The 15663-nt window shown below is 51.4% G+C and carries 16 protein-coding genes; 6 read left to right on the top strand and 10 right to left on the bottom strand.

The window, feature by feature from the left end; translation table 11 throughout:
• The first annotated feature begins 12 nt into the window (after window positions 1–12).
• Window positions 13–1023, top strand: a complete 1011-nt coding sequence (gene mglC, locus G434_RS17680; RefSeq protein WP_001275118.1) for a galactose/methyl galactoside ABC transporter permease MglC — start codon at window positions 13–15, stop codon at window positions 1021–1023.
• 70 nt (window positions 1024–1093) lie between these two features.
• Here mglC and preA read toward each other — a convergent pair whose 3' ends face one another.
• From preA to G434_RS17715, 7 genes are all read right to left on the bottom strand, one after another.
• Window positions 1094–2329 (bottom strand): NAD-dependent dihydropyrimidine dehydrogenase subunit PreA, encoded by a 1236-nt coding sequence (preA, locus tag G434_RS17685; RefSeq protein ID WP_000956072.1) that lies wholly within the window; start codon window positions 2327–2329, stop codon window positions 1094–1096.
• On the bottom strand, window positions 2323–3561 hold the full coding sequence (gene preT / locus G434_RS17690; protein WP_001136377.1) for an NAD-dependent dihydropyrimidine dehydrogenase subunit PreT: 1239 nt from the start codon (window positions 3559–3561) through the stop codon (window positions 2323–2325). The genes preA and preT overlap by 7 nt, the downstream gene beginning before the upstream one ends.
• Window positions 3562–3879: 318 nt before the next feature.
• Window positions 3880–4119: a DUF2542 family protein gene (locus G434_RS17695; protein ID WP_000383096.1), complete on the bottom strand. Its 240-nt coding sequence runs from the start codon at window positions 4117–4119 to the stop codon at window positions 3880–3882.
• 2 nt (window positions 4120–4121) lie between these two features.
• Entirely contained in the window at window positions 4122–4841 is a 720-nt protein-coding gene (gene sanA, locus G434_RS17700; protein WP_000920064.1) for an outer membrane permeability protein SanA, read from the bottom strand.
• Window positions 4842–4990: 149 nt separating this feature from the next.
• A complete protein-coding gene (gene cdd, locus G434_RS17705) occupies window positions 4991–5875 on the bottom strand; it encodes a cytidine deaminase (RefSeq protein ID WP_000553553.1) in 885 nt (294 codons plus the stop codon).
• A 129-nt stretch (window positions 5876–6004) separates the two neighbouring features.
• On the bottom strand, window positions 6005–6700 hold the full coding sequence (locus G434_RS17710; RefSeq protein WP_000968208.1) for a CidB/LrgB family autolysis modulator: 696 nt from the start codon (window positions 6698–6700) through the stop codon (window positions 6005–6007).
• Window positions 6697–7095, bottom strand: coding sequence for a CidA/LrgA family protein (locus tag G434_RS17715; protein WP_001295452.1), 399 nt, complete (start codon window positions 7093–7095; stop codon window positions 6697–6699). The genes G434_RS17710 and G434_RS17715 overlap by 4 nt, the downstream gene beginning before the upstream one ends.
• Window positions 7096–7333: 238 nt before the next feature.
• On the opposite strand from G434_RS17715, the gene dusC reads away from it, so the two are divergent.
• Window positions 7334–8281, top strand: coding sequence for a tRNA dihydrouridine(16) synthase DusC (gene dusC, locus G434_RS17720; protein ID WP_001264851.1), 948 nt, complete (start codon window positions 7334–7336; stop codon window positions 8279–8281).
• A 372-nt stretch (window positions 8282–8653) separates the two neighbouring features.
• Here the strand turns inward: dusC and yohP are convergent, their stop codons facing one another.
• On the bottom strand, window positions 8654–8737 hold the full coding sequence (yohP, locus tag G434_RS0125045) for a small membrane protein YohP (RefSeq protein WP_000691708.1): 84 nt from the start codon (window positions 8735–8737) through the stop codon (window positions 8654–8656).
• Between the two features lie 223 nt (window positions 8738–8960).
• Between yohP and mdtQ the strand changes: the two genes are divergently transcribed.
• Window positions 8961–10397 carry a multidrug resistance outer membrane protein MdtQ gene (gene mdtQ, locus G434_RS17725; protein WP_001078160.1) on the top strand — a complete coding sequence of 479 codons (1437 nt, stop codon included), beginning with the start codon at window positions 8961–8963 and terminating at the stop codon, window positions 10395–10397.
• Window positions 10398–10449: 52 nt separating this feature from the next.
• A complete protein-coding gene (locus G434_RS17730) occupies window positions 10450–11211 on the top strand; it encodes an SDR family oxidoreductase (RefSeq protein WP_000079540.1) in 762 nt (253 codons plus the stop codon).
• A 118-nt stretch (window positions 11212–11329) separates the two neighbouring features.
• On the opposite strand, the gene G434_RS17735 is transcribed toward G434_RS17730, so the two are convergent.
• Window positions 11330–11908: a DedA family protein gene (locus G434_RS17735; protein ID WP_000365433.1), complete on the bottom strand. Its 579-nt coding sequence runs from the start codon at window positions 11906–11908 to the stop codon at window positions 11330–11332.
• 169 nt (window positions 11909–12077) lie between these two features.
• On the opposite strand from G434_RS17735, the gene G434_RS17740 reads away from it, so the two are divergent.
• Window positions 12078–12665: a Yip1 family protein gene (locus G434_RS17740; protein WP_001295454.1), complete on the top strand. Its 588-nt coding sequence runs from the start codon at window positions 12078–12080 to the stop codon at window positions 12663–12665.
• Window positions 12666–12838: 173 nt separating this feature from the next.
• Complete coding sequence (gene pbpG, locus G434_RS17745) at window positions 12839–13771, top strand: D-alanyl-D-alanine endopeptidase (protein WP_001295432.1); 933 nt, start codon at window positions 12839–12841, stop codon at window positions 13769–13771.
• 37 nt (window positions 13772–13808) lie between these two features.
• Here the strand turns inward: pbpG and dld are convergent, their stop codons facing one another.
• Window positions 13809–15524, bottom strand: coding sequence for a D-lactate dehydrogenase (dld, locus tag G434_RS17750; protein WP_000097398.1), 1716 nt, complete (start codon window positions 15522–15524; stop codon window positions 13809–13811).
• Between the last annotated feature and the right edge of the window lie 139 nt (window positions 15525–15663).

Genomic DNA, 15663 nt, shown 5'->3' with positions numbered 1-15663 from the left:
TAGGGGCTTCCCATGAGTGCGTTAAATAAGAAAAGTTTTCTTACTTACCTGAAAGAGGGCGGTATTTACGTCGTTCTTTTAGTTTTGCTGGCAATTATTATTTTCCAGGACCCAACATTTTTAAGTCTGTTGAACTTAAGTAATATTCTCACCCAGTCATCGGTGCGTATTATTATCGCGCTCGGTGTGGCAGGGTTAATTGTCACCCAGGGGACCGACCTTTCTGCAGGTCGCCAGGTGGGGCTGGCGGCAGTAGTAGCGGCGACGTTATTGCAGTCCATGGATAACGCCAACAAAGTGTTCCCGGAAATGGCGACGATGCCGATTGCGCTGGTTATTCTGATTGTCTGTGCCATTGGTGCGGTGATCGGTTTGATCAACGGCCTGATTATCGCTTATCTCAACGTGACGCCGTTCATTACCACGCTCGGCACGATGATCATCGTCTATGGCATCAACTCGCTCTATTACGACTTTGTCGGGGCGTCGCCAATTTCTGGTTTTGACAGTGGCTTCTCTACCTTTGCTCAGGGCTTTGTCGCGCTGGGGAGTTTCCGTCTCTCTTACATCACCTTCTACGCGCTGATTGCGGTGGCGTTCGTCTGGGTGTTGTGGAACAAAACCCGCTTCGGCAAGAACATTTTTGCTATCGGCGGTAACCCGGAAGCGGCGAAAGTTTCTGGTGTCAACGTCGGCCTGAACCTGCTGATGATCTACGCGTTGTCTGGTGTGTTCTATGCCTTCGGCGGGATGTTAGAAGCCGGACGTATCGGCTCTGCCACCAACAACCTCGGCTTTATGTATGAGCTGGATGCTATCGCGGCGTGCGTGGTAGGCGGCGTATCGTTCAGCGGCGGTGTGGGGACGGTGATTGGCGTGGTGACCGGGGTAATTATTTTTACCGTCATCAACTATGGCCTGACGTACATCGGTGTAAACCCGTACTGGCAGTACATCATCAAAGGGGCGATTATTATCTTCGCCGTGGCGCTGGATTCACTGAAATACGCGCGTAAGAAGTGATGTGATTGTGGGTATTGCCGGATGCGTCGCATCCGGCAATCGGTGCCAAATGCCGGATGCGTCGCTGGTTTTACAACGTTACAGAGTGTTCTTTCTCTCCCTTCTTAAACTTCACTTCCCCAAGCTCAATACAACCCACCGGGCAGACGTGACCACAAAGCAGACAACCCACGCATTTCTCGGTATTACAATGCGGCGTGCGTGTTTTCTCGCTCCATTCCATCGCCTGGTGACCGCCGTCGTAACAGGAAATATAACAGCGTCCACAGCCAACACATTTATCGAGATTGATACGGGGATAGACAATATAACTGCGGTCTAAATCTTCCGCCGGAACAATATTGTTATTCGCCAGACCTACCATCTCCTGCAACGAATCAAATCCCTGATCGGCGAGATAATGCGACAACCCGCTCGCCATATCTTCCACTATCCGATACCCGTACTGCATAATGCCGGTGGTCACCTGTAACGTTGCTGCGCCGAGCAATAAAAACTCCGCCGCATCCTCCCAGGTTTCAATGCCGCCGATACCGCTGATCGGGAAATCGCGCAGTTCTGGATGGGTGCGCATTTGCTGAATAAAGCGCAGGGCGATCGGTTTCACTGCTTTACCGGAATAACCGGAAATACTCGATTTACCGTTAACGATCGGCATACCAATTTTCTGATTAAGATCGATATTGGTGATTGATTTAACGGTGTTAATCGCCGCAATGCCATCTGCGCCGCCGCGCTTCGCCGCCAGCGCCACTTCGCACATATCACCGATATTCGGCGTCATCTTCGCCAGCATTGGCAGCGTGGAACCACGTTTTACTGCCCGACAATATTTTTCTACCAGCTCCGGGCTTTGCCCGACATCGCTACCCATCGCATGAGAAGTCATTTGCGGACAGGAGAAGTTACACTCGATCATATCCGCGCCAGCTTCTTGCACCAGGCGCGCCAGCTCCTCCCATTGCTGCTCATTTTCCCCCATGATCGAAGCGATCAATACTTTGTCCGGGTAATCTTCCTTCAGCCGACGCAGGGCGGCCAGATTCTCTTCCAACGGATGTTCAGCAATCTGCTCCATATTTTTGAAGCCGATAAAACCGGTATCTTCTTTCACCAGATGATCAAAACGCGGCGAGACTTCGTTGGCGATAAAAAAACCGATCGTTTTAAACACCACGCCACCCCAGCCTGTGTCGTAGGCTTTGGCACACATCTCATAGCAGTTGCCTACCGGCGAAGAAGAGAGGCAGAACGGGTTGGGAAACTTCACGCCGCAAAAAGTAATCGAAAGATCTTTCGTTAACATGAGCAAGCTCCCTCTAAATAGTGATGAATCGCCCCGGCGGCTTCTTTCCCGGTTTTCACTGCATAGACCACGGTTTTGTCACCCTCAACAATATCGCCAGCAGCAAAGACTTGCGGATCGCGGGTCTGATAATTTTGTGTTTTGATGGTGTTACGCTGCGGCTCTAACTCCGCAAAGGCATCCAGTCTGGCATGCTGACCGACGGCGAGAATAATTTTATCTGCCGCCATCGTCAGTTCGCCCGGTAACCGTACATGCTTAAACGTGACTTTATTGCCTTCCACGGCTACTGGCGTGAATCCATCGATGATCGAAACGCCCAGCTCCCGAGCGCTGGCAAACTCTTTTTCGCTTGCCGGAAACTCATCTAACTCTTCACGCGCTACGCAAGTTACCGCCTGACAGCCGAGAACTTTCAGCGTGCTGGCTACGTCCATCGCGACATCACCGCCGCCGATAATTAATGCGCTTTGTGGAATGCTGATATCGCCTTGCGCCTGTCGTGCACGTTGCAAGAAGTCGACGGCAATCTCAACGTCGCTATGCTCAAACAGTGGTAGCCCGGAACCGCTAGATAACCCCACGGTGACCAGTACCGCGCGGTTTTCCGCTTTCAGCTGCTCCAGGGTGAGTGTTTTACCGATTTCGTTATTGCACTTAATGGTCACGCCCATTTTTTCAATACGGGCGATTTCTGCATCCAGTACTGATTGCGGTAACCGGAATTGCGGAATGCCGTTACGCAACCAGCCACCGGGTTGTGCTTCTTTCTCATAGATCGTGACGTCATAACCCTGGTTTGTCAGCGTCACACTGGCCTGCAATCCGGCAGGACCTGCGCCAATAATGGCGACTTTGCCGAGCGTTTTAGTACCGGGCTGATAAATTTCCATCCCAGTTTGTTGTTCAAAATCAGTAACAAAACGCTGTAAGCGGCCGATATCAATGGGAGTATCAACACCGGCACGGGTACAACCGCTTTGGCATAATTTCTCCGTCGGGCACACTCTGGCACAAACGGCACCGAGGGCATTATTTTCACGAATTGTCTCGGCAGCGCCTTTAAAATTACGAAAGTAGATTGAGCGAATAAATTTCCCCGGATCGGTCTGTGCCGGGCAAGCCTGACTACAGGGAGCGTCGTGACATAATAAGCAGCGAGAGGCTTCTTTAATCGCCAGTAACGGTGTAAAAGCCGGAGTGAGTTCATCCAGATAATTTTGTTGCGGCATGTGATCTTCCTTAATGCTATGAGTAATTAAGGCGAACGCTAAATATACTCGTCATACTTCAAGTTGCATGTGCTGCGTCTGCGTTCGCTCACCCCAGTCACTTACTTATGTAAGCTCCTGGGGACTCACTCACTTGTCGCCTTCCTGCAACTTGAATTATTTAGAGTATAAATATTGCGTGCTGATATTAAGGCTATGCGCGTGGGGAAATTTAAACTGTGAAAGGATTCACAAATAGCTGCGGTTCAGAATGTTATATCCGCAGCTTATTGAGTGAAGTAATAATTATTCTCAATAATTAACAGAAAAGAGAAAATATTAACGATAGAAAATAAGATAAACAATCATGCCGATAGATAAAATTCCGAAGCCGATATATGCCACCATATAAGCGAAGAAGAGTCCGGGATTTTTTGCTCGCCAGACATACACCGGTTCCGGTGCATTTTTAACCCGTTTATCAATCGCGCCTGCGCGCCAGCCTTTCCATGCTTCGCGGAAACAAAATATCGGGATAAGGAAAAAAACGGCAACGACAAAAAACTGCTGTACATCCATAACTACTTTCCTTGTTTCTTTTGCAATTCAAGTAACTGTTCGGGCGTGACGGCGGGATACCCCTGCGCATCTTCCGGCACCTGGTGCATAGCCGGAATAGGGACCAGCGGCCCTAAAAAACGCGGTTCACGTTTAAAAATATAAAGGTCGGCCAGCGCTCCGAAACGGGCGGCAAATTCGCGAATACGTACTGACAGCATATCTTTCGGTGACGGTACGGCATAACACTGAGCCTGAATCCCCATATGCAGCGCAATAAATAATGCCCGCTCACAGTGGAAACGTTGGGTGATAATAATGAAATCATTAGTATCGAAAACTTTGCGTGTACGCACGATGGAATCCAGCGTACGAAAGCCTGCGTAATCGAGAACAATATCTGATGGGTCGACACCAGCAGCGATTAAATCTTTGCGCATGGTCATCGGCTCATTATAACTTTGCAATGCGTTATCGCCGCTCAGTAATAGATAATTTACCTTACCGCTGTTATAGGCATTAATCGCTCCTTGAATGCGGTAGCGATAATACTGATTAATTACGCCAGTACGATAATATTTTGCTGTGCCGAGCACCACACCGACCTGGCGGTAGGGGAGATCCTGCAATTCGTCGTAGATATAAGGCGCGGTTTTCCAGCTCATCCAGCGATCGAGGCCGAGCACAGTCAACAGCAGCAAGCCGATCAGGACTAACAGGCTGAGGAACACGCGCTTTAACATGCAGGAGACTCGATCTAAGGAAAATTTCCATCAGGCTACTTTACCCGCTGGTTTTGCGCAAGAAACGGCAAACTGTTTGCCGGGATTTTCGACACCAGGAGAGGGCTGGCAAGCCGGACAAGGCGTTCACGCCGCATCCGGCACCAGGCTTAAGCGAGAAGCACGCGGTCGATATTGTGACAGCCGAGAGCTTTCAGCGTTGCGGAGGTGGCATCCCACTGAATCAACGGCGCATCGGCTTTTTCTGCCAGAACCGCGCGCTGGATATCCGGGTAATCATAACCCTTGAGATTCAACAGAATTAACGCCCCCTGCAACGGTGGCAGAGTCGGGTTGAATGCGGCGTTTTCAGCGTAGCTGCCGCTGAAAATACGACCGTCTTTACATTCCAGCGCGACACCGCTTGGCGACTTACTGTAAGGCATGTGCGAACGGTTTGCCGCTGCAATCGCCGCCTGAGAAAGCGCATCACCCGTCAGCGCATAGCCGTGATCCTGCTCGTCCATCAGCAGCGTTTTAATCTCCAGATCTTTCGGCCCAAAGGCATCCGGCAGATAGTCACGCAGCGCGTGTGCCTCGCGGCCCGGCAGATGAATACGCAGATCCAGACCGCTGTTTAGTTCATTCATAAACTGACGGCAGTGACCACAAGGCGTGTAGTTAACGGTGATGGCTGCAAGCGCTTTTTCACCACTCAACCAGGCGTGGCTGATCGCGCTTTGTTCGGCATGAACGGTTTGCTGCATTGTCGCACCAATAAATTCCATATTGGCACCAAAATACCAGGTTCCGCTCACACCGCGCGCAATTGCGCCAACATTAAAATTCGACAATGGCGTACGCGCACAGGCCGCCGCCAGCGGAAGTAGTGCGAATGCCAGCGCGTCTTCGTCCAGCCCCGTTGCGCTCTTTAGCGATGAGACTTGCTCCCCGGTCAACAAAGCGGGGAAGTACTTGTCTGCCAGAATAGGTTCCAGTGCAGATTGCAAGTTATCCGCAAGTTGGGCAAAAGCGGTTTGAAAACGTGGATGCATGGCGTTGCCTCATAATCATGTAATGGGATAACAGTTTACGAACCCGTTATGGCTTTATATGTGATCTGAATCTCATTAATTATGCAACGCGTGAAACTTACATCAAAAATGCGCGACGCATCGCAAATTTTAGCCCATTACTGCCAGAATAATCGGGAAAAGGAACGGTGCGATCAGCGAAGTAATAATCCCGCATAACACCAGTGCCAGCGAACTAAACGCACCTTCCTGATAATCCAGCTCGGCGCAGCGCGCCGTACCGAGGGCGTGCGAGGCTGTCCCCATCGCCAGACCGCGCGCAGCTTTGGTACGAATACGCATCGCATTAAGCAATGTATGGCCAAACACAGCGCCGAGGATGCCGACGAAAATGACGCAAACTGCGCTGATTGCCGGAATACCGCCAATACTGCCGCCAACCGCCATTGCAATAGGCGTGGTGACTGATTTCGGCAGGATTGACGCGGCGATTTCCGGAGAAGCGCCCATCAACAATGCCACGGAAGTCCCCGTCACCATCGCAACCACGCTGCCGATAAAACAGATGGTGATGATCGATTTCCAGCGCGCGCGGATCTGGTGTAGCTGCTCATATAAAGGATAGGCCAGCGCGACGACCGCCGGTTGCAGCAGATCGTTTAGCACTTCGCTACCTTTAAAGTAGCTGTCGTAGGAGATGCCGGTCAGCATTAAAAAAGGAATGATCACCACCATTGCTACCAGCAACGGGTTAAGCAAGGGAAACTTATACCGTGCCGCCAGTTTGCGGGCGGCAAAAAAGACAATCAATGTCAGCGGTAATGACCACCAGATATTCGCCATCATTCTTCTGATCCTTTCTGACCTACGACTTTACGTTCACCATGCACCAGTTGCGAACTCCAGCTCACCACCAGAAAAACCACCAGCGTACTGACTGCACAGGAAACCACTACCGGGCCAAACTGTGCGCGGAGCAAATCAAAATATTGCATGACGCCTACGCCAATCGGCACAAACAATAGCGCCATATAGCGAATCAGTACGTAGCACCCCGGATTGACCCATTTCGCCGGAAGTATTTGCAAGGCCAGCAGGACAAACAGGATTAGCATCCCGATGATGCTGCCCGGAATGGTTACCGGTAGCAGTGAAGCAATGAAAATGCCTGCATACAGGCAGGCATAAATCAGGACGAAAGCGCGTAAATATTGCCAGATAATGTTCAGTGTCTTACTCATAATCAACACCCCAGATGAGATGGATTCATCATACAATTAATTCGTAAAACGTGCTACCGATCACATTAAGAAATCAGCGCTTATTTTTTCGCTCCCGGGCATTACGCAATGAGCAGCGAACTCAGGCATACATCAAGCATAGAGAGGGAATGCAGTTTGCAGCAATCCCTCTTTGCAGACCTTTAATCCGTTGACCATAGGCGCTAACATAGCGCCTCATTTTTTTGCGGGTGATGATATGCGTGTGTTACTGGCTCCGATGGAGGGTGTACTCGACTCTCTGGTGCGTGAATTGCTGACCGAAGTTAACGACTACGATCTGTGCATCACCGAGTTTGTCCGCGTGGTGGATCAACTGCTGCCAATAAAAGTCTTTCATCGCATTTGCCCTGAGCTACAAAATGCCAGCCGGACACCTTCCGGTACGCTGGTGCGCGTGCAGTTGTTAGGTCAGTTCCCACAATGGCTGGCAGAGAATGCCGCCCGTGCGGTCGAGTTAGGTTCCTGGGGTGTGGATCTCAATTGCGGCTGCCCGTCGAAAACGGTTAACGGTAGCGGCGGCGGCGCGACGTTACTCAAAGATCCTGAACTCATCTACCAGGGGGCAAAAGCGATGCGTGAAGTTGTACCGGCGCATTTGCCCGTCAGCGTAAAAGTGCGTCTGGGCTGGGACAGCGGTGAGAAGAAATTTGAAATCGCCGATGCGGTTCAACAGGCTGGTGCTACAGAGCTGGTGGTGCATGGGCGGACGAAAGAGCAGGGTTACCGCGCGGAGCATATTGACTGGCAGGCGATTGGCGAGATTCGCCAGCGGCTGAATATTCCGGTGATTGCCAACGGTGAAATCTGGGACTGGCAGAGCGCGCAACAATGCATGGCGATCAGCGGCTGTGACGCAGTGATGATTGGTCGCGGGGCGCTCAATATTCCCAACCTGAGCCGGGTGGTAAAATATAACGAACCGCGAATGCCGTGGCCGGAGGTAGTTGCTTTGCTGCAAAAATATACCCGTCTGGAAAAGCAGGGCGATACCGGGTTATATCACGTTGCGCGGATTAAACAGTGGTTGAGTTATTTGCGTAAAGAATACGATGAAGCAACGGAATTATTTCAGCATGTTCGGGTGTTGAATAATTCCCCTGATATTGCAAGGGCTATTCAGGCAATTGATATCGAGAAACTCTAAAAAACCATAGTGATGTTTTTTGACAATGTGTTAGCTCTTTATCAATAGGCCGCACGGTTGTTTGGTGGCGTCAAAATCGCCGAGGCGTTCCCCGAAGGCCGGGGCAGCCCACATGGATGTGGGCTGAGGGCGCGTTTTACAGGGATGTTACCTCGCGCCCGACCCGGTAGCCGTAAGGGATAAGCCGAGGGCACCGCGCAGCGGCGATTTTGTTCGCCAGAGCCCGGGGGTGCAGGGGGCGGCGGCGATTGGTCGCCCCCTGCGCGCTCCTTGCGCCAGTGATTATATGAAGCAATGCACATGACAGGAGCGCAACAGGATGAGAGACTGAAATATTCTCGTTATTTTCGGATCTGATGACATTAATTAATTTTAAAATATCATCTTAAATACGCCAGTCACCACCAGTAGCCCAATCAGGAAAATAATCAATACAGCCCAGAGTATAATTTTCATTGGCGTTCCTTTATTTGTGAGTGCTGAATAAGTATAGGAAAAAACGAAGCCCTTTGCCGTTATCCATAAACGATTAAGATAAATCGGAAGATATCATTCACTTAGTGTATATTTTTCTGGATATGTCGTTTTATTGCTACTGATGTATTGCCACGCGAAACTAAAAAATATATCGCAACACACGGTAATCTCCGCGCACCTTTTCTTACCTGATTATTCCCCCATGAATCGTGATTCCTTTTATCCCGCCATCGCCTGTTTTCCGCTGTTACTGATGCTGGCCGGGTGTGCGCCTATGCATGAAACCCGCCAGGCGTTAAGCCAGCAAACGCCCGCTTCACAAGTTGACACCGCATTACCCACGGCGCTGAAAAATGGTTGGCCAGACAGCCAATGGTGGCTGGAGTATCACGATAATCAACTCACTTCATTAATTAACAATGCACTACAGAACGCACCGGATATGCAGGTGGCTGAACAGCGCATTCAGCTGGCTGAAGCCCAGGCGAAGGCAGTTGCCACTCAGGATGGTCCGCAGATCGACTTTTCTGCGGATATGGAGCGGCAAAAAATGTCGGCAGAAGGGTTAATGGGGCCGTTTGCTCTGAACGATCCTGCCGCAGGTACGACCGGTCCGTGGTACACCAACGGTACTTTTGGCTTAACGGCGGGCTGGCATCTCGATATCTGGGGAAAGAATCGGGCGGAGGTTACTGCTCGCCTGGGTACGGTTAAAGCACGGGCGGCGGAACGCGAGCAAACCCGCCAATTGCTGGCTGGCAGCGTAGCCCGTCTGTACTGGGAGTGGCAAACCCAGGCGGCGTTAAACACTGTCTTACAGCAAATCGAAAAAGAGCAGAACACCATTATCGCCACCGATCGCCAGCTATATCAGAACGGGATTACTTCTTCAGTTGAAGGTGTGGAAACCGATATTAATGCCAGCAAAACCCGGCAGCAGCTCAACGATGTCGCGGGGAAAATGAAAATTATTGAGGCACGGTTAAATGCACTCACAAATCACCAGACAAAGTCACTGAAGCTTAAACCGGTCGCGTTGCCGAAAGTGGCAAGCCAGCTTCCTGATGAACTGGGGTACTCCTTACTGGCCCGGCGGGCAGATTTGCAGGCGGCGCACTGGTACGTTGAGTCATCGCTAAGCACCATTGATGCGGCAAAAGCGGCATTTTATCCTGACATCAACCTGATGGCCTTCCTGCAACAGGATGCGTTGCACTTAAGCGATCTGTTCCGTCATTCCGCGCAGCAAATGGGCGTTACGGCAGGCCTGACGCTACCCATTTTCGATAGTGGTCGTCTTAACGCCAACCTCGATATCGCAAAAGCCGAAAGCAACTTGTCTATCGCCAGCTACAACAAAGCGGTGGTTGAAGCGGTGAATGACGTGGCGCGGGCAGCCAGTCAGGTTCAGACACTGGCGGAGAAAAACCAGCATCAGGCGCAAATTGAGCGCGATGCCTTGCGTGTAGTAGGTCTTGCGCAGGCGCGCTTTAACGCGGGCATCATTGCCGGTTCCCGCGTCAGCGAAGCCAGAATCCCGGCGCTTCGCGAGCGGGCCAATGGCCTGTTATTGCAAGGGCAGTGGCTGGATGCCTCCATTCAACTCACTGGTGCGTTGGGCGGGGGTTACAAACGCTGATGATATGCGCCTTCTATACTTAACGTTTATTCAGCGTTAAGTGGAGAACTCGATGGCACAGGTTGCGATTATTACCGCCTCCGATTCGGGGATCGGCAAAGAGTGCGCGTTATTACTGGCGCAGCAGGGGTTTGATATTGGTATTACCTGGCACTCTGATGAAGAAGGGGCAAAAGATACCGCGCGTGAGGTGGTTAGCCACGGCGTACGTGCGGAGATCGTGCAGCTGGATCTCGGCAATCTACCAGAAGGGGCACTGGCGCTGGAGAAACTCATTCAACGGCTGGGGCGTATTGATGTGCTGGTGAATAATGCGGGCGCAATGACCAAAGCGCCGTTTCTTGATATGGCTTTCGATGAGTGGCGCAAGATTTTTACCGTTGATGTCGATGGTGCATTTTTATGCTCGCAAATTGCTGCCCGCCAGATGGTGAAACAAGGGCAGGGTGGTCGCATCATCAACATTACGTCGGTGCATGAACATACGCCGTTGCCGGATGCCAGCGCCTACACAGCCGCTAAACATGCGCTCGGCGGGTTAACCAAAGCGATGGCGCTGGAGCTGGTCAGGCATAAGATTTTGGTGAATGCGGTTGCACCTTGGGCGATCGCCACGCCAATGAACGGCATGGATGATGGCGACGTGAAGCCCGGCGCGGAGCCTTCGATTCCCTTGCGGCGTTTTGGCGCAACGCATGAGATTGCCAGCCTGGTGGTGTGGCTTTGTTCGGAGGGCGCAAATTACACCACTGGGCAGTCGTTGATAGTGGATGGCGGCTTTATGTTGGCGAATCCGCAGTTCAACCCAGAATAGCGCAGTGAGGTGCGTGGTTATTTCATTGGGTTAGGCCAGATAAGACACGCCAGCGTCGCATCAGGCATGGAACATCCGGTGCCGGATGTGGCGTGAATGCTTATCTGTGGCAACTGCTTTATGCCTGATTATCCGGCTTTTTCTTCCCGCGCCGTTTCAGCCACCAGCGCACGCCTACCACCAGAACCACGACCAGAATCAACCAGACCCAGTGCTTCAAATGCTGGTCGAGATTGTGCAACCACGGCGCAATCACCTGACCACCAGCGTAACCGATAGTGGTAAAAATCAACGCCCAGGCAAATGCGCCAAGGATATTCAGTGGCAGAAAGATTTTCGGCGGCAGCTGGCTGGCACCAATCAGCGTCGGGCCAATCACCCTAAAGCCATACATAAAACGCGTACCAATGACAAACAGATACGGATGGCGTTGGATAAGTTTCTGCGCCCGCTCAATTTTATCCTGATGTTTCGAGAAACGGCGTAATAGCTTGCCGCCAAAGCGCCGCCCGCACAGATAAAGCACCTGGTCGCCAATCATGCCGCCAAGCGCCACAGAAAGTACCACCAGCGGGAACTTTAATAGCCCCTGATGTGCCGCAACGCCTCCCAGCAAAGTCACGGTTTCACCTTCCGCCAGGCTACCGATCACCAGCGCGGCATAACCATATTGTGAGATGAGTGTATTGAGATCCATAGGCCAGTCTGTCTCCCTTTGCTTGCCTGTAAGCATACACCCTGTGAATAGTTCACGCTGAAAAAGGACGTACATCAGACGGTGCAAATTACATGAACGAACAAAAAATAATCACAAGCTGACTTATACTTGAACTGTCAGGTTCATGAACTCACAACAAGGGGGCGGTATGAGCCATGTCTGGGGACTGTTTTCCCATCCCGATCGTGAAATGCAGGTGATTAATCGCGAAAACGAAACGATTTCTCACCATTACACCCACCACGTTTTGCTGATGGCGGCGATTCCGGTGATTTGCGCCTTCATTGGCACTACACAGATTGGCTGGAATTTTGGCGATGGCACTATCCTGAAGTTATCCTGGTTTACCGGACTGGCGCTGGCTGTCTTGTTTTATGGCGTTATGCTGGCTGGGGTCGCGGTGATGGGGCGGGTCATCTGGTGGATGGCGCGCAATTATCCGCAACGTCCATCACTTGCGCACTGCATGGTCTTCGCGGGCTACGTTGCAACTCCGCTGTTTTTAAGCGGTCTGGTGGCGCTTTATCCACTGGTCTGGTTGTGTGCGCTGGTCGGCACGGTGGCGCTGTTTTACACCGGCTACCTGCTTTATCTCGGTATTCCGAGCTTCCTGAATATCAACAAAGAGGAAGGCCTTAGCTTCTCCAGTTCGACGCTGGCGATTGGCGTGCTGGTGCTGGAAGTGCTGCTCGCCCTTACCGTTATACTATGGGGCTACGGTTATCGTTTGTTCTAGAAAGTACTTTTGTGTTGCATTGCTGGCGTAAATGTCAGCAATGCAGCATTTCCTCACGATTCTCCTTTGACGATCGCACTTTTTGCTCGTTATGATGGCGTCGCTAGCCTCAGTAAATCCTTACTCCGGCGGTGCGCAACCCGTGCGCGTGAACCACTATCTGAATGCTCATCATGCCGAAATTTCGAGTTTCTTTATTTAGCCTGGCCCTGATGCTGGCTGTGCCTTTGGCACCGCAGGCCGTTGCGAAAACGGCAGCCGCTACCACCGCTTCACAGCCGGAAATTGCCTCCGGTAGCGCGATGATTGTTGATCTGAATACCAACAAAGTGATCTATTCGAACCACCCGGATCTGGTGCGTCCGATTGCGTCTATCAGCAAATTAATGACCGCGATGGTCGTGCTGGATGCGCGACTGCCGCTGGATGAAAAACTAAAAGTGGATATCAGCCAGACGCCGGAGATGAAAGGGGTCTATTCGCGCGTACGACTGAATAGCGAAATCAGCCGTAAAGATATGCTGTTGCTGGCGCTGATGTCTTCAGAAAACCGCGCGGCGGCAAGCCTTGCGCACCATTATCCCGGTGGTTACAAAGCCTTTATTAAGGCGATGAATGCGAAAGCGAAATCGCTCGGAATGAACAACACGCGCTTTGTTGAACCGACCGGATTGTCGGTGCATAACGTTTCAACCGCCCGTGACTTAACCAAACTGCTCATTGCCAGCAAACAATATCCGTTGATCGGGCAGTTAAGTACCACCCGGGAAGATATGGCAACCTTCTCTAACCCGACGTATACGCTGCCGTTCCGCAATACTAACCATCTGGTGTATCGCGATAACTGGAATATTCAGTTAACCAAAACCGGCTTTACCAATGCGGCGGGCCATTGTCTGGTGATGCGTACGGTTATCAATAATAAACCGGTGGCGCTGGTAGTGATGGACGCGTTTGGCAAATATACCCATTTTGCCGATGCCAGCCGCCTGCGTACCTGGATTGAGACCGGTAAAGTGATGCCTGTTCCGGCAGCAGCGTTGAGCTATAAAAAACAAAAAGCCGCCCAAATGGCGGCGGCGGGGCAGACGGCACAGAACGATTAAGTGAATTCGGATGGCGATACTCTGCCATCCGTAATTTTTACTCCACTTCCTGCCAGTTTTTCCGCTTACTGGTTTTACCGATCCCCGGATTCATACTGTTGGTCGGATCGTTCTCGCGATAAAACTTCTGCAACGTCTCCGGTGCTTTATACAAATGACCGACGTTATGTTCGGCAGGATATTGCGCGCCACGCTGCTGCAGCAGTTCCAGCATCTGTTCTTTCAACGCATGCACATCCACGCCTTTTTTAACGATGTAATCCTGATGGAAGACATAGCACATAAAATGGCCGTAATAGAGCTTGTGCACCAGCTGGCTGTCGATTTCCGGCGGTAAATGCTCATACCACTCGGTGTCGTTACGCCGCAGAGCGATATCCAGTGCCAGAATGTCTTCGACTTCATCGGAATGCACCGCCTGATAACGAATTGCTGCGCCCGCAGCGGCGAAACGGTGTAAAAACGCTTTGCTACCTTCCTCCGGCGTACAGACAAAGAAATCGCCTTCGGCCTGTTTGAAATAATCCACCAGCCACGATTTGGCTTCACCGACGCCATCGCCCGCCATTTTTAACAGCAGATGATGCTCGTATTTATCGCGCCAGTTTTTCATGCGCGGCGGTAAATGGCTGGGGAACAGGTGACCGAATTTTTGCATCGCACGGTCGGTAAAATGCGGACGGAAGAATTTCACTTTCTCCAGCATCGCATCGGTGCGCCCCTTGAGATTAAAGAAGAACGGCATCTTGTCGCTGCCTAACTTATCAATCATCAGGAAGGTGTCTTTGCCGTATTTTTCCGCAATATCGTAGATATCCCGGTGCATATATTCCCCGGCAACCGGCAGATTTTCGAAATTAGCCAGAATATGACGGCGGATTTCGGTCAGTACTTCTGGCTGGTTGGTGCCGATATAAAACACCTGCTGATTTTTTTCCGCTTCGAAGGTATCAAGACGTACCGCAAAGACGGCCAGCTTCCCGGCGCAACCAGAAGATTCAAATAACCGATCCGGATCGGCGTTATAACGTGCGGGCGTGTCGGCTTCAATATCACGAACGCGGTGGACATAGTCATAATCGTGGGCGTGACGACCATCGTGGCGCACATCGTCATCTTTGATGCGATCGTCATCCAGCTTGCTAAGGATCTGCTCCGGCGTTTCGCCCAGATCAATCCCCAGATGGTTCACCAGCGTCAGTTTGCCGTCTTCATTTATACGCGCGAATAACGACATTTCGGTATACGCCGGGCCACGCTGCACCAGCGAGCCGCCGGAGTTGTTACAAATACCGCCGATGACCGATGCGCCTATACACGATGAGCCAATCACCGAGTGCGGTTCGCGTCCCAGCGGTTTGAGGGCTTTTTCCAGCGAATAAAGCGTGGTGCCCGGATAGGCCAGCACCTGTTCGCCCTTGCCAAGAACGTGCAGCTTGTCGAGACGCAGGGTGCTGATGATCACGATATCGCGATCATAGTCGTTACCGTTTGGCGTCGAGCCTTCGGTCAGACCTGTATTGGCTGCCTGCATCAGAATAATTTTGTCGGCGGTGACGCAGGCTTTCAGCACCCGCCACAATTCCAGTAGTGAGCCAGGGAAAACGACAGCCAGTGCATCGCCCTGACCAGAACGGAAGCCCTTGCGATAGCGGGCCGTTTTTGCGGGATCGGTGAGCAGGTGTGAAGAACCCACCAGTCGGGCAAGTTCATTCAAAAAGGCTTTATTATCAGTTGTTGTCATGGAAGACATTTTCCACTCCTTGTGGTGGCGAAAAAATATCACAAACTAGAATAGCGCCTTGTATGACAATTCAGCGAGTGAATATTTTGAAAATTCAGACAATAAACTGAGCATTCTTTTTCTCTCTCTATCATGCTTATGGCAAACT

The sequence above is a fragment of the Escherichia sp. KTE172 genome, assembly GCF_000408845.1.
Lineage (GTDB): Bacteria > Pseudomonadota > Gammaproteobacteria > Enterobacterales > Enterobacteriaceae > Escherichia > Escherichia coli.
The sequence above is the reverse complement of the archived record's forward strand: the minus strand, read 5'-3'. Positions and strand labels throughout refer to the sequence as shown.

Excerpts from the sequence above, each read along its gene's own strand:
- mglC (WP_001275118.1), top strand. The coding sequence starts at position 13 with ATGAGTGCGTTAAATAAGAAAAGTTTTCTTACTTACCTGAAAGAGGGC.
- preA (WP_000956072.1), bottom strand. The coding sequence starts at position 2,329 with ATGTTAACGAAAGATCTTTCGATTACTTTTTGCGGCGTGAAGTTTCCC.
- preT (WP_001136377.1), bottom strand. The coding sequence starts at position 3,561 with ATGCCGCAACAAAATTATCTGGATGAACTCACTCCGGCTTTTACACCG.
- G434_RS17695 (WP_000383096.1), bottom strand. The coding sequence starts at position 4,119 with ATGGATGTACAGCAGTTTTTTGTCGTTGCCGTTTTTTTCCTTATCCCG.
- sanA (WP_000920064.1), bottom strand. The coding sequence starts at position 4,841 with ATGTTAAAGCGCGTGTTCCTCAGCCTGTTAGTCCTGATCGGCTTGCTG.
- cdd (WP_000553553.1), bottom strand. The coding sequence starts at position 5,875 with ATGCATCCACGTTTTCAAACCGCTTTTGCCCAACTTGCGGATAACTTG.
- G434_RS17710 (WP_000968208.1), bottom strand. The coding sequence starts at position 6,700 with ATGATGGCGAATATCTGGTGGTCATTACCGCTGACATTGATTGTCTTT.
- G434_RS17715 (WP_001295452.1), bottom strand. The coding sequence starts at position 7,095 with ATGAGTAAGACACTGAACATTATCTGGCAATATTTACGCGCTTTCGTC.
- dusC (WP_001264851.1), top strand. The coding sequence starts at position 7,334 with ATGCGTGTGTTACTGGCTCCGATGGAGGGTGTACTCGACTCTCTGGTG.
- yohP (WP_000691708.1), bottom strand. The coding sequence starts at position 8,737 with ATGAAAATTATACTCTGGGCTGTATTGATTATTTTCCTGATTGGGCTA.
- mdtQ (WP_001078160.1), top strand. The coding sequence starts at position 8,961 with ATGAATCGTGATTCCTTTTATCCCGCCATCGCCTGTTTTCCGCTGTTA.
- G434_RS17730 (WP_000079540.1), top strand. The coding sequence starts at position 10,450 with ATGGCACAGGTTGCGATTATTACCGCCTCCGATTCGGGGATCGGCAAA.
- G434_RS17735 (WP_000365433.1), bottom strand. The coding sequence starts at position 11,908 with ATGGATCTCAATACACTCATCTCACAATATGGTTATGCCGCGCTGGTG.
- G434_RS17740 (WP_001295454.1), top strand. The coding sequence starts at position 12,078 with ATGAGCCATGTCTGGGGACTGTTTTCCCATCCCGATCGTGAAATGCAG.
- pbpG (WP_001295432.1), top strand. The coding sequence starts at position 12,839 with ATGCCGAAATTTCGAGTTTCTTTATTTAGCCTGGCCCTGATGCTGGCT.
- dld (WP_000097398.1), bottom strand. The coding sequence starts at position 15,524 with ATGTCTTCCATGACAACAACTGATAATAAAGCCTTTTTGAATGAACTT.